This window comes from Micromonospora sp. NPDC000121, from assembly GCF_042899165.1.
Classification (GTDB): Bacteria; Actinomycetota; Actinomycetes; order Mycobacteriales; family Micromonosporaceae; genus Micromonospora.
In genome coordinates, this window is sequence record NZ_JBIAZP010000002.1 from 480,879 (window position 1) to 492,726 (window position 11,848).

14 protein-coding genes are annotated in these 11,848 nt (G+C 76.7%); 12 read left to right on the top strand and 2 right to left on the bottom strand.

The window, feature by feature from the left end:
• Nucleotides 1–35: 35 nt before the first annotated feature.
• The 10 genes from hisB to hisF all read left to right on the top strand — a co-directional run bounded on the left by hisB (nucleotide 36) and on the right by hisF (nucleotide 7,654).
• Nucleotides 36–647, top strand: coding sequence for an imidazoleglycerol-phosphate dehydratase HisB (hisB, locus tag ACFY23_RS08265; protein ID WP_088999256.1), 612 nt, complete (start codon nucleotides 36–38; stop codon nucleotides 645–647).
• Nucleotides 647–820 (top strand): hypothetical protein, encoded by a 174-nt coding sequence (locus tag ACFY23_RS08270; protein WP_350686096.1) that lies wholly within the window; start codon nucleotides 647–649, stop codon nucleotides 818–820. Before hisB ends, ACFY23_RS08270 begins: the two co-directional genes overlap by 1 nt.
• A gap of 2 nt (nucleotides 821–822) precedes the next feature.
• Nucleotides 823–1,455 carry an imidazole glycerol phosphate synthase subunit HisH gene (gene hisH / locus ACFY23_RS08275; protein WP_350686105.1) on the top strand — a complete coding sequence of 211 codons (633 nt, stop codon included), beginning with the start codon at nucleotides 823–825 and terminating at the stop codon, nucleotides 1,453–1,455.
• A gap of 75 nt (nucleotides 1,456–1,530) precedes the next feature.
• The gene (locus ACFY23_RS08280; protein ID WP_350686095.1) at nucleotides 1,531–1,854 is read left to right on the top strand and encodes a hypothetical protein; all 324 of its coding nucleotides are present in this window, start codon (nucleotides 1,531–1,533) and stop codon (nucleotides 1,852–1,854) included.
• Nucleotides 1,855–1,871: 17 nt separating this feature from the next.
• Nucleotides 1,872–2,597: a bifunctional 1-(5-phosphoribosyl)-5-((5-phosphoribosylamino)methylideneamino)imidazole-4-carboxamide isomerase/phosphoribosylanthranilate isomerase PriA gene (gene priA / locus ACFY23_RS08285; protein WP_350686093.1), complete on the top strand. Its 726-nt coding sequence runs from the start codon at nucleotides 1,872–1,874 to the stop codon at nucleotides 2,595–2,597.
• Nucleotides 2,594–2,983, top strand: a complete 390-nt coding sequence (locus ACFY23_RS08290; RefSeq protein ID WP_350686092.1) for a RidA family protein — start codon at nucleotides 2,594–2,596, stop codon at nucleotides 2,981–2,983. Before priA ends, ACFY23_RS08290 begins: the two co-directional genes overlap by 4 nt.
• A 95-nt stretch (nucleotides 2,984–3,078) precedes the next feature.
• A complete protein-coding gene (locus ACFY23_RS08295; protein WP_350819041.1) occupies nucleotides 3,079–5,835 on the top strand; it encodes an AAA family ATPase in 2,757 nt (918 codons plus the stop codon).
• 46 nt (nucleotides 5,836–5,881) lie between these two features.
• Nucleotides 5,882–6,157 (top strand): hypothetical protein, encoded by a 276-nt coding sequence (locus tag ACFY23_RS08300; RefSeq protein ID WP_350681596.1) that lies wholly within the window; start codon nucleotides 5,882–5,884, stop codon nucleotides 6,155–6,157.
• A 38-nt stretch (nucleotides 6,158–6,195) separates the two neighbouring features.
• On the top strand, nucleotides 6,196–6,744 hold the full coding sequence (locus tag ACFY23_RS08305; RefSeq protein WP_350681594.1) for a hypothetical protein: 549 nt from the start codon (nucleotides 6,196–6,198) through the stop codon (nucleotides 6,742–6,744).
• Between the two features lie 142 nt (nucleotides 6,745–6,886).
• Nucleotides 6,887–7,654, top strand: coding sequence for an imidazole glycerol phosphate synthase subunit HisF (gene hisF, locus ACFY23_RS08310; RefSeq protein ID WP_350681592.1), 768 nt, complete (start codon nucleotides 6,887–6,889; stop codon nucleotides 7,652–7,654).
• Between the two features lie 28 nt (nucleotides 7,655–7,682).
• Here the strand turns inward: hisF and ACFY23_RS08315 are convergent, their stop codons facing one another.
• Both ACFY23_RS08315 and ACFY23_RS08320 read right to left on the bottom strand, forming a co-directional pair.
• Nucleotides 7,683–8,144, bottom strand: a complete 462-nt coding sequence (locus ACFY23_RS08315; RefSeq protein WP_350681590.1) for a hypothetical protein — start codon at nucleotides 8,142–8,144, stop codon at nucleotides 7,683–7,685.
• Nucleotides 8,145–8,207: 63 nt separating this feature from the next.
• Entirely contained in the window at nucleotides 8,208–8,861 is a 654-nt protein-coding gene (locus tag ACFY23_RS08320; RefSeq protein ID WP_350681588.1) for a hypothetical protein, read from the bottom strand.
• Nucleotides 8,862–8,919: 58 nt separating this feature from the next.
• Between ACFY23_RS08320 and ACFY23_RS08325 the strand changes: the two genes are divergently transcribed.
• The gene (locus tag ACFY23_RS08325) at nucleotides 8,920–10,377 is read left to right on the top strand and encodes a PLP-dependent aminotransferase family protein (protein WP_350681586.1); all 1,458 of its coding nucleotides are present in this window, start codon (nucleotides 8,920–8,922) and stop codon (nucleotides 10,375–10,377) included.
• A gap of 73 nt (nucleotides 10,378–10,450) precedes the next feature.
• Nucleotides 10,451–11,800 carry a low temperature requirement protein A gene (locus tag ACFY23_RS08330; RefSeq protein ID WP_350681608.1) on the top strand — a complete coding sequence of 450 codons (1,350 nt, stop codon included), beginning with the start codon at nucleotides 10,451–10,453 and terminating at the stop codon, nucleotides 11,798–11,800.
• The last annotated feature ends 48 nt before the right edge of the window (nucleotides 11,801–11,848 follow it).

The following is an 11,848-nucleotide window of genomic DNA, read 5'->3' on the forward strand; positions in this document are numbered from 1 at the left end:
TTGCGAGCCCCGCAGTCGCGACCGAAAGGCAAGCAATGAGTCGAACCGCCCGGGTGGAGCGGATCACCAAGGAGACCAAGGTCCTCGTCGAGATCGACCTCGACGGCACCGGCCGTGCCGAGATCGGCACCGGCGTGGGCTTCTACGACCACATGCTGCACCAGATCGCCCGGCACGGCGGCTTCGACCTGACGGTGCGTACGGTCGGCGACCTGGAGATCGACGCCCACCACACGATGGAGGACACCGCGCTCGCCCTGGGCGCCGCCTTCGACCAGGCGCTGGGCGACAAGGCCGGCATCCGGCGGTACGGCTCCGCCACCGTCCCGATGGACGAGGTCCTCGTCCGGGCCGCGGTCGACCTCTCCGGCCGCCCGTACGTGGTGCACGACGAGCCGGCGCTCGCGCCGTACATCGGGCCGGTCTACCCGACGAGCATGACCCGGCACATCTGGGAGTCCTTCGGCCAGGCGGCCCGGATCACCCTGCACGTGGACGTGCTGCGGGCGGCCCGCCCCGGCGGGCACCCGGACGCCCACCACGTGGTGGAGGCGCAGTTCAAGGCCGTCTCGCGCGCGCTGCGCGAGGCCACCGCGATCGACCCGCGCGCCGCGGGTGCGATCCCCAGCACGAAGGGTGCTCTGTGATGGGCGGGGTGCTGCCGACGTTGCTGCTGATCCTGGCCGGTGTGCTGGTCGGCGGCACCTGGTCGCTGCACAAGCAGGGCGCGCCGCGCGGCGCGGTGGTGGTCACCGCGCTGCTCGCCGTGCTGGCCACGGCCGGCGGCGTGCTCTGGATGCTGCCAGGGGAGGGCTCGTGAGCATGAGCAACGTGGTGGTGCTCGACTACGGGTCGGGCAACCTGCGCTCGGCGGAGCGGGCCCTGGCCCGCGCCGGCGCGGACGTGACGGTGACCGACGACCTGACCGCCGCCGCCGAGGCGGACGGCCTCGTGGTGCCGGGCGTGGGCGCGTTCGCCGCCTGCATGGCCGGGATCGAGGCGCTCGGCGCCGGGCCGGTGATCGCGGAGCGCGTCGCCGCCGGGCGTCCGGTGCTGGGCATCTGCGTCGGCATGCAGGTGCTCTTCGAGCACGGCGACGAGCACGGCGTGGTGACCAAGGGCCTCGGGCTGCTCCCCGGCGGGGTGACGAGGCTGGCCGCCGACCGCCTGCCGCACATGGGCTGGAACACGGTGTCGGCGCCGGCCGGGTCGGTGCTCTTCGCCGGCCTGCCCGCCGACAGCCGCTTCTACTTCGTGCACTCGTACGCGGTCGGGGATCCGGGGGCGCTGGCCGCCGCCGGGGCCACGGTCACCACCGCCCACCACGAGAGCGACTTCGTGGCGGCCGTGGAGCGGGGCGCGCTCCGCGCGGCGCAGTTCCACCCGGAGAAGTCCGCCGACACCGGTGCCGCGCTGCTGCGCAACTGGCTCGCCACGCTCTCCACCGGTGACTGAGCGCCCCGCCCGTGCGGTGGGCCCGTGCCGGCCCGCCGCCGGTGACCGCGCCCCGGCCGGCCGGCGGGGCACGCCGTGAGCAAGGAGCGGGCCCGTCGCCGGGCGGCCCGGGAGGCCGAGGCGGCCCGGGAACGGGCCGTCCGGGAGCGGCGGACGGCCCGGCGGGAGCGACGGCGGGCGCTGGCCCGCCGGATCACGCCCACGCTGCGCCGGCGGCGTACCGGCCGGCTGCCCCGCCACAGCCGCGGCGAGCGGGCCGCGATCGTGCTGCTGACCCTGGCGGCGATGGTCCTGATCTGGTCGCTCGTGGACGATCTGGCGCTGCGGATCGCGCTGGTCGTGCTGTTGCTGCTCGTACTGCCGGCGATCGTGGTGATCGCCCTGGACCGTCGCACCTGACCCGAGGAGAAGACATCGTGAGCCTCACCCTGTTGCCCGCCGTGGACGTCGCCGACGGCCAGGCCGTCCGGCTCGTGCAGGGCGCCGCCGGCAGCGAGACGACGTACGGCGACCCGCTGGAGGCCGCGCTGGCCTGGCAGCGGGACGGCGCCGAGTGGATCCACCTGGTCGACCTCGACGCCGCGTTCGGGCGGGGCTCCAACGCGCACCTGCTGGCCGAGGTGGTGCGCCAGCTGGACGTGAAGGTGGAGCTCTCCGGCGGCATCCGGGACGACGAGTCGTTGCGCGCCGCGCTCGGCACCGGCGCGGCCCGGGTGAACATCGGCACCGCCGCCCTGGAGGACCCGGTCTGGTGCGACCGGATCTGCGGCGAGTACGGCGACCGGGTGGCGATCGGGCTGGACGTGCGGGGCCGTACCCTCTCCGCCCGGGGCTGGACCCGCGACGGCGGCGACCTCTACGAGGTGCTGGAGCGGCTGGACAAGGCCGGCGCGGCGCGTTACGTGGTCACCGACATCACCAAGGACGGCACCATGCGCGGGCCGAACCTGGACCTGCTGCGCGAGGTCTGCGGGCGCACCGACGCCCCGGTGATCGCCTCCGGTGGCGTCTCCACCCTGGACGACCTGCGGGCGCTGGCCACCCTGGAGCCGATCGGCGTGGAGGGCGTGATCGCCGGCAAGGCGCTCTACGCGGGCGCCTTCACCGTCGCGGAGGCGCTGGACACCCTGGCGGCGGCGTGACCGCCACCCGGCTCGGCTCCGGCGGCCCCTGGGAGTCCCTGTACGGCTACTCGCGGGTGGTCCGGGCCGGCGACCTGGCCTGGACCGCCGGCTGCACCTCCACCGTGGACGGCGTCGTCACCCACGTCGGGGACGCGGCGGCGCAGACCGCGCAGGCCCTGCGGATCGCCCTGGACGCGCTCGCCGAGGTCGGCGCGGCGCCCGGCGACGTGGTCCGCACCCGGATGTACGTCACCGACCGCGCGTACGCCGACGAGGTGGGCCGGGCCCACAACGCCGTCTTCGGCGCGGTCCGCCCGGCCGCCACGATGGTCGTGGTCGCCGGCCTGCTCGACCCCGACCACCTCGTCGAGGTCGAGGTGGAGGCGTATCTCGGCGACCGCTGAGCGCGGCCGCGGCCGCGGCAGCCGCACCGGACGGCCGGCCGCGACCCGCCGCCCGGTCCTCGACCGATTCGGCCCGCCGGTGCCAGACTGACCCGGTGAGCGGGACGGCCGTCGGTCGGGACACGGTGGTCGACCACGCCTGGCGGGCCCTGGACGAGGGCCGGTCGGTGCTGGTGGAGGGTCCCGCCGGGATCGGCAAGACGGTCGTGCACCGGGCCCTGCTGGCCGCGGCCGGCCGGGCCGGCTGGCTGGTGCTGGCCTGCGCGCCGACGGAGACGGAGGCGGCGCTGCCGTTCGCGGCGCTCGCCGACCTGCTGGCCCCGCTCGCCGCCCGGGTGCCCGAGCTGCCCGCGCCGCAGCGCGTGGCGCTGGGCGGGGTGCTGCTCGTCGGCGACGAGGTGGCGCAACCGGTCGACGAGCGGACGGTGGGCGCGGCCACCCGGTCGCTGCTGGACGCCGCCGCCGACCCGGCCGCGCCGCGGGTGCTGCTGGCCGTCGACGACGCCCCGTGGCTCGACCCGCCGAGCGAGCGCGCGCTGCGGTTCGCGGTGCGCCGGTTGGTGCCCCGGGTCGCCGTCCTGGTCACCGCCCGCGCCGAACCCGCCGGGACGGACCCGGCCCCGCTCGGGCTCGACCGCGGCGCGGGCGGCGCCCGGCTCGACCGGGTGGCCCTCGGCCCGCTCGGCGTGGGGGCGCTGCACCACGTGCTGCGCACCGAGACCGGGGCCGCGCTGCCCCGGCCCCTGTTGGTGCGGATCGCCGAGGAGGCCGGGGGCAACCCGCTGCTCGCCATCGAGTTGGCCCGGGCGGTCCTGCGGATGCCGCAGCTGCCGGCGCCGGGTGCCGACCTGCCGGCAGCGCCGTCGCTGCGGCAGCTCGTCGCCGAGCGGGTGGCCGCCCTGCCGCCGGACACCCGGCACGCGATCCGGCTGGCCGCCCTCTCCGGCCTGCCCACCGTGGCGGGGCTGGCCCGGGCCGGGGTCCCGGCGGCCGCCCTCGACGCGGCCGAGGAGGCCGGCCTGGTCGCGGTGCGCGGGGAGGAGGTCGTGTTCACCCACCCCGTCTACGCGGCCGCCGTCCGCGCCGGCGTGCCGCCCGGCGTGCGCCGCCGGTCGCACCGGCTGCTGGCCGACACCGCGACCGACCCGGACGAGCGGGCCCGGCAGCTGGCCCGGTGCGTCGCCGGCCCCGACCCGGCGGCGGCGGCCGAGATCGCGGCGGCCGCCGCGCGCCAGCGCAGCCGGGGAGCGCCGGAGACGGCGGCCGGCCTGTACGACAGCGCGGCCGGGCTCGCCCCGCCGGGCGCGCCCGGCCAGCACGCGCGGTGGCGACTGGCCGCCGCGGAGTGCCGGTTCGACAGCGGCGACTACCCGGCCGCGAAGGCAGCCGCCGACCGCGCGGCCGAGGAGCTGACCGGGCCGGCGCGCGCGGAGGCGCTGCTGCTGCGGGCGGTCGTCGCGTGGAGTTCCGACGAGCCGCCGGAGGCGGCCCGGGCGGCGGCCGAGCGGGCTCTCGACGCCGCCCCGGCCGGCTCGTCGCTGGCGGGGCGGATCCACGCGCATCTCAGCCTGTTCCGGGACGCGCCGGACCCGGCCCGGCGGCACGCGGAGGCGGCGGTCGCCCTGCTGGCCGACAGCCCCGACGACCGCCCGGTGCACGCCGCGGCGCTGCTGCTGCTCTTCTTCAACGAGGTACGCGCCGGCCTGCCGGCCCGCGTCGACCTGCTGGACCGGGGGCTGGCGCTGGAGGGGGAGGAGCCGTCCTGGCTGGCGGGCATCGTGCCGGCGGCCTGGTGGAAGGCGGTCGATGAGCACGGGCGGGCCCGCGACCGGCTGCACCGGATGCTGGCGCGGGCGACCGCCCGCGGCGACGAGCCCTCCCAGCACGAGCTGCTCTGCCACCTCGGGGAGACCGAGCTGCTCGCCGGACGGTACCCGGCCGCCGCGGCGCACATCGCCGCCGCCCGCGAACTGGGCGAGCAGTACGGCGGCGACTCGGCCGGCGAGCACTGGCTGGACGGGCTGCTCCGCGCGTACCGGGGCGAGCTGGCCGAGGCCGCCCGCGTCGCCGAGGACGGGCTGCGCCGGGCCGCCGAGCTGGACGACCGCTGGCGGCGGCGGATCTACGCCCAGCTGGCCGGCTTCGCCGCGCTGACCGGTGGCCGGCTGCCGGCGGCGGCCCGGCACTACGGCGAGCTGGCCGCGACCGTCGACGAGCTGGGCCTGGTCGAGCCGATCGCCCAGCGCTTCGAGCCGGACTGGCTGGAGGCGTGCGTCGGCGCGGGCGACCTGGCCACCGCCGAGGTGGTGCTGGACCGGCTGGCCGCCCGGCACCGGCGACTGCCACGGCCGTGGACGACGCTGGGCCTGGCCCGCAGCCGGGCCCTACTCGCCGGCGCGCGGGGCCGGGACCCGTCGGACGCCCTGGCGGAGCTGGCCGCCGCCCGGGCCGCGGTGCCGGCCGACGTGCTGCCCCTGGACCGGGCCCGCTGCCTGCTGGTGGCCGGGGTCGCGTACCGGCGGGTGCGGCGCCGCCGCGAGGCGCGGGAGGCGTTGGTCGCGGCGGCCACCGAGTTCGAGGCGCTCGGCGCGGCCGCCCTGGCGGCCCGGGCCCGCGCGGAGGCGGGTCGCACCGGCGGCCGCCCGCCCGCGCCCCGCCAGCTCACCGGCACGGAACGGGAGGTGGCTCGGCTCGCCGCCGCCGGCCGCACCAGCCGCGTCATCGCCGACACGCTGTTCATCAGCCCGAAGACGGTCGAGGCGAACCTCGCGCGGATCTACCGCAAGCTCGGGGTCGCCAGCCGCGCCGAACTCGGTGCCGCGATGGCCCGCGCGGCCGACGGCGAAGAGTAGGGAATCACCCGATTACCCCGGCGCCGGGCCGGCCTAGCGTCGACGCATGGCCGCTCGACTCTTCGTCCTCGAACGCTACGACCCCGTTCCGGGGCAGTGCGCCGACGTGCCGGCCGGCGCGCTGAGCACGGGTCTCACCCGGCTGCGGGGCGCGCTGCGGATCCCGGCCGACGACGTGGCGCTGGCGCTGGTCGAGGGGCCCGACGCGGAGACGGTGGCCGCGGTGGCCGCCGCCGGCTGGCGCGTCGACCGGCTGGCCCCGGCCGAGTGGATCACCGCGCCGGACGCACCGGCGCCGCGGCGCGGAGGAGGCCGACCGTGACCGGCTCCGGCCATCATCGATCGAGGAGGTACGTCGAGGTGAAGCAGATCCGTCGTCACCGGCGGTCCGTGCTGCTGCTGGCCGGGCTGCTCGCCACGGCCGGGCCGGTGGCCGGCTGCGGGGATACGGGGGAGACCTCGCCCACCGCCGGTGTCGAGGCGACCCCGGAGGCGGTGGTCAGCGGGACCACGGCCGCCGAGCCGTCCCCGACGCCGGCGGCGCCGGCCCCGGACCCGTGCGCGCTCGTGTCCCGGCGGGAGGCCGAACAGCTCGCCGGCACCGCGCTGGAGGAGGGTCAGCCGGTGCGGGAGACCTGTACCTACACCGGGCCGACCAGCGGGCCGACGGCCCAGGTCGAGATCTTCGTGGGCGAGGGCGCGAGGAAGTTCCTGGACATCGAGCGCGACCTCGGCCACGAGCTGCGGCCGCTGGCCGGGGTCGGCGACGAGGCGTACGCGAGCCACGAGGCCGTCTTCGTGCACCGGTCGGGGGTCTGGGCGTCGGTACGTCTGGTGCGGCTGAACGATCCGGCAGAGAACCGGGCGCCGCTGGAGCGGGTGGCCCGCATCGTGGCGGAACGGCTCTGAGCGGGTGGGCCTGATGCCCGTCCCGGGCGTGCGGAGGGGCACCTTCCGCACGCCTGCGGCGGAGCAGGACCCCTGGTCGACGGCGGGTGGCCGGCCTCACAGGGCCGGTCACCGCCGTCGCCGGGAAGGATAGGCTCGCGGCATGACGGTGGCGGTACGCGTGATCCCGTGTCTGGACGTGGACGCCGGGCGGGTGGTCAAGGGGGTCAACTTCCTCGACCTGCGCGACGCCGGCGATCCGGTGGAGCTGGCCGCGGCGTACGACCGGGCCGGCGCGGACGAGCTGACCTTCCTCGACGTCACCGCCTCCGCCAGCGACCGCGGCACCATGCTCGACGTGGTCCGCCGCACCGCGGAGTCGGTCTTTATCCCGCTGACCGTCGGCGGCGGCATCCGGCAGGTCGCCGACGTCGACACCCTGCTGCGGGCCGGCGCGGACAAGGTCGGGGTGAACACCGCCGCGATCGCCCGCCCCGAGCTGATCGCGGAGATCGCCGACCGGTTCGGCCGGCAGGTGCTGGTGCTCTCGCTCGACGTGCGGCGCGCGCCGGCCGGCAGCACGCCCAGCGGCTTCGAGGTGACCACCCACGGCGGCCGGCGCGGCACCGGGCTGGACGCGGTCGAGTGGGCCCGGCGGGGCGCCGAGCTGGGCGCGGGGGAGATCCTGCTCAACTCGATGGACGCCGACGGCACCAAGGCCGGCTTCGACCTCGAACTCATCGGCGCGGTGCGCCGGGTGGTCGACGTGCCGGTGGTGGCCAGCGGCGGCGCGGGCGAGGTGGCCCACTTCGCGCCGGCGATCGGCGCCGGCGCGGACGCGGTGCTCGCCGCCAGCGTCTTCCACTTCGGCGAACTGACCGTCGCCGAGGTCAAGGACGCGCTGCGCGGAGCCGGCCACCCCGTCCGCTGACCGCCCGGGCCGGGTCGTCGTCGGCAGGTCAGTCCGGGCGGGACCCGTTCTCCGGGGAGCGCCGGGGCGCCGGGATCGACCGCACGACGTATTCCTGGACGGCCGCGGCGTGCTCCTCCTCGTCGAGGTGCCACTCCGCGCTGCCCGGGGTGTGCCGCCGGCTGAGCACGCCCTGCACCGTGTCCACGGTCGTGGCCAGCCCGGCGCTCGGTCGGGTGCGCCAGAGCCGCTCACCGTCGGCGGTGATCCGGAACCAGCCGTCGGTGACGCTGACCAGCCCGGCCCCGACGAGGCGGCGGACCGCCGTCTCCACCTCGTGCCGCTCGGGGATCGCCTGGTTGAGGTGGTCGGCGGTGGAGAGCACGTCGGCGAGGCGCACGCCCTCCGGCCGGCGGCTGGACGCCGCCCGGCGGTGCCGGCCGGCACCGCTGGCGATCACCAGCGAGACGAAGATCCAGGCATCGGTCCAGCGCCAACCGTTCTCCCCCATGCCAGGATTCTGCCGGGCGCGGCGGCCGAAGGGAACACCGAGGCCGGGCGGCGGCGGGACCGGTCAGGTCGCGGGGAGCGGGTCGACCCGGCCCGGGGCGGCCTCCGCCGGCTCGGCGACGGTGAACAGCGGCAGGAAGACCTGGGTCAGCGGGCCGATGGTGAGCGCGTAGGCGACCGTGCCGACGCCGACCGTCCCGCCGAGCAGCCAGCCCAGCGCCAGCACGGTGACCTCGATGACGGTGCGGACCAGCCGGATCGACCGGCCGGGCCGCCGGGCGACGTAGCCGGTCATCAGGCCGTCGCGGGGGCCGGGGCCGAGGCGGGCGCCGATGTAGAGGCCGGTGGCCGCGCCGTTGGCCACGATGCCGGCCACCAGCAGCCCGATCCGTACGCCGAGCGGCCCACCGGCCGGCAGCAGGGCCAGCGTCGCGTCCACCACCAGCCCGATCACGAGGACGTTGCTCACCGTGCCGAGGCCGGGGCGCTGACGCAGCGGGATCCAGAGCAGCAGCACCAGCGCGCCCACCACGATGGTGACCGTGCCGAAGGAGAGGCCGGTCAGCTCGGCCAGGCCCTGGTGGAACACGTCCCACGGGTCGAGGCCCAGCCCGGAGTTGATCATGAGCGCCATGCTCACGCCGTAGAGGACGAGCCCCGCGTAGAGCTGGGTCAGCCGCCGCGCGGGACGATGCCGGAGATTGCCAATTGCTGCCACGCATGCCACCCTAGGGGCCAATTGGCGGGATGGAAGAGCCAATATCGGAGGTGTGGCCATGACGAGTCAGGTGCGGGGTGCCCAATTGGCTCGGCTCCTCGGGCAGTGGCATGCGCTTCCGGGCCGCCGCCGCAGCCCCGACTACGCCGCCCTGGCCGGCGCCGTGCGCGGCCTGCTCGCCGACGGCCGGCTGCCGCTGGGCGTGCGCCTGCCGGCCGAGCGGGAACTCGCCGAGGCGCTGAAGATCAGCCGGACCACGGTCACCGCCGCGTACCGGGAGTTGCGGGAGAGCGGCCACCTGGCCAGCCGGCGCGGCGCCGGCAGCTGGACCATGCTCCCGGGCACCCACCGGGTGGCGAGCACGGGCCTGTGGACCCCGCTGGACGACCGGGACATGATCGACCTCGGGGTGGCCGCGCTCGCCGCCCCGCCGGAGCTGCTGCCGGCCGCCCGGGCCGCCGCCGAGGACCTGCCGCGCTACCTGGGCGGCGCCGGCTACCACCCGACCGGGATCATCGAGCTGCGCGAGGCGGTGGCCCGTGCGTACACCGCGCGTGGCCTGCCCACCTCGCCCGACCAGATCATGGTCACCAACGGCACCCAGCACGCGCTGGACCTGGTGCTGCGCCTGTCGCTCGCGCCGGGCGGCAACGTGCTGGTGGAGGCGCCCAGCTACCCCAACGCGCTGGCCGCGCTGGCCGCCCGGCGGGCCCGGATCACCACCCACGGCCTCGCCGTCGACGAGCCCGGCTGGGACGCCGACCTGCTGCTCGGCAGCCTCCGCCAGGCCCGGCCCAAGCTGGCGTACCTGATCCCGGACTTCCAGAACCCGACCGGCCACCTGATGCCGGCGTCGCTGCGCGAGCGGGTGGTGGGCACCGCGCACGCCGTCGGCACCGACCTGGTCGTCGACGAGTCGTTCGTGGACCTGCCCCTGGACGGGACGGTGCTGCCCCCGCCGACCGCCAGCTTCGACCGGCACTCCCGGGTGGTCACCATCGGCGGGATGAGCAAGCCGTTCTGGGGCGGCCTGCGGATCGGCTGGGTCCGCGCCTCGGCCCCGCAGGTGCAGCGGCTGGCCGCCGCCCGGGTCGGCGTCGACATGGCCAGCCCGGTGCTGGACCAACTGGTCGCGGTCCACCTGCTCGCCGACGCCCCGGCGATCGTCGCCGCGCGCCGGGCGCAGCTCACCGCCCAGCGCGACGCGCTGCTGGTGGCGCTCGCCCAGCGGCTGCCCGAGTGGCGGGTCACCGTGCCGCACGGCGGCGTGACCCTGTGGGCCGAACTCGACGGCCCGATCTCCAGCGCGCTCGCCCGGGCCAGCGAGGAGGTCGGCGTACGGCTGGCGCCCGGCCCCCGGTTCGGCCTGGACGGCACGCTGGAGCGTTTCCTGCGGCTGCCGTTCACCCTGCCCGTCGCCGACCTCGTCGAGGCGGTCGGGCGGATCGCCGCCGTCCGGTACGACCTGGACCGCGGCGGCCGGCCGCAGTGGCGGGAGCCCGCCGTCATCGCCTGAGGCCGGTGGCACGCCCGGCGCTGCGTGGGATCGGTCCGGGATTGGGGCCGGCCGGCAGTTCGGCGGATCGCGCCTGGGCGACGCCGACGGCGGGCAGACTGCACAGGTGGAGAGCCGGAACGGGGGCGCCCGGTGGTCACCCGGCGTCCGGCCGGGCGCGCCGGGCTCGCGGGCGACTCGGCTGGAGCTCTACTACGACGTGGTCTTCGTCTTCGCGTTCCTCAACGTCACCACGCTGGCCGCGACCTACGCGAGCGTCCAGTCGGTGGTCCGCTGCCTGCTGGTGCTGGCCCTGCTGTGGTGGTGCTGGAGCGGCTTCGCCCTGCTCGGCAACACGGTCCGCACGGATCAGGGGTTCGTCCCGCTGGTCGGCTTCGCCACCATCGCGGCCGCCTTCCTGCTCGCGTTGACCATGCCGGAGGCGTTCACCGACCGGCCAGGCGGGCTGCCCGGTCCGCTGGTCTTCGCCGGCTGCTACTTCCTCGTCCGCGCCTGCCAGGTGGGGGTGCTGGGCTGGGTCGCCCGTGCCGATCCGCGGCTGCGACGCCAGTGGTTGCTGTCCGGGCTGCCGGTGGTGGTCGCCACGGCCCTGCTGGTCGTCGCCGGACTGGTCCCGCAGCGACTCGCCGATGACTCCGCCGAGGCCGGCCTGCGCCTCGGCCTGTGGCTGGCCGCGGTCGCCGTCGAGTACCGGGTCGGGCTGGTGCTGCGCGGCGTCGTCTCGCCGCTGGTGTCGGTCGGCCACTGGGCCGAACGGCACGCCCAGATCATCCTCGTCGCGCTCGGCGAAACCGTCATCGCGCTGGGCCTGGGGCCGAAGTTCATCACCGACCTGCCGCTGACCTGGGCCGTGGTGCTCGCCGCGGTCGGCGGAGTCGCGGTGGTCTCGGTGCTCTGGTGGGCGTACTTCGACAGCCTGGCCCTCGCCGTCGAGCAGGCCCTGCACCGGACCCGGGACAGCGACGCGCGGATCGCCCTGACCCGGGACGCCTACACCTACCTGCACCTGCCGATGATCGCGGGGATCATCTTCTTCGCCCTCGGCCTCAAGGGCCTGCTGACCGATGTGGCGGACCCGTCCACCCCGCGTTGGGGGAACCCGCTGACCCGGTTCGACCTGCTCACCATCTACGGCGGGGTGGCGATCTATCTGCTGGCGCTCGGCGCCCTGGCGCTGCGGGCACTGCGGCAGGTCCGCGGGGTGCCACTGGCCGCGGCGGTGCTGATCATCGTGCTGATGCCGGTCGCTGGGCGGCTGCCAGCGTTGGTCGCGCTGGCGCTGCTGGCTCTGGTCTGCGTGCTGATGGCGGCGGCGCAGGTCGTTACGGAAGCCCCGCACCGGCGGCGGGTCCGTCAGGTGGCCCTGGAGGAGCAGCTCGCCGCCGAGGCCGAGCAGAGCGAGTGGCGTCGGCGCCACCTCTGATGGCCGCACCCGACGCCGGACCGGCCCGCGGCCGTGCCCGGGATGATG

Excerpts from the sequence above, each read along its gene's own strand:
- hisB (WP_088999256.1), top strand. The coding sequence starts at position 36 with ATGAGTCGAACCGCCCGGGTGGAGCGGATCACCAAGGAGACCAAGGTC.
- ACFY23_RS08270 (WP_350686096.1), top strand. The coding sequence starts at position 647 with ATGGGCGGGGTGCTGCCGACGTTGCTGCTGATCCTGGCCGGTGTGCTG.
- hisH (WP_350686105.1), top strand. The coding sequence starts at position 823 with ATGAGCAACGTGGTGGTGCTCGACTACGGGTCGGGCAACCTGCGCTCG.
- ACFY23_RS08300 (WP_350681596.1), top strand. The coding sequence starts at position 5,882 with ATGGCCGCTCGACTCTTCGTCCTCGAACGCTACGACCCCGTTCCGGGG.
- hisF (WP_350681592.1), top strand. The coding sequence starts at position 6,887 with ATGACGGTGGCGGTACGCGTGATCCCGTGTCTGGACGTGGACGCCGGG.
- ACFY23_RS08315 (WP_350681590.1), bottom strand. The coding sequence starts at position 8,144 with ATGGGGGAGAACGGTTGGCGCTGGACCGATGCCTGGATCTTCGTCTCG.
- ACFY23_RS08325 (WP_350681586.1), top strand. The coding sequence starts at position 8,920 with ATGACGAGTCAGGTGCGGGGTGCCCAATTGGCTCGGCTCCTCGGGCAG.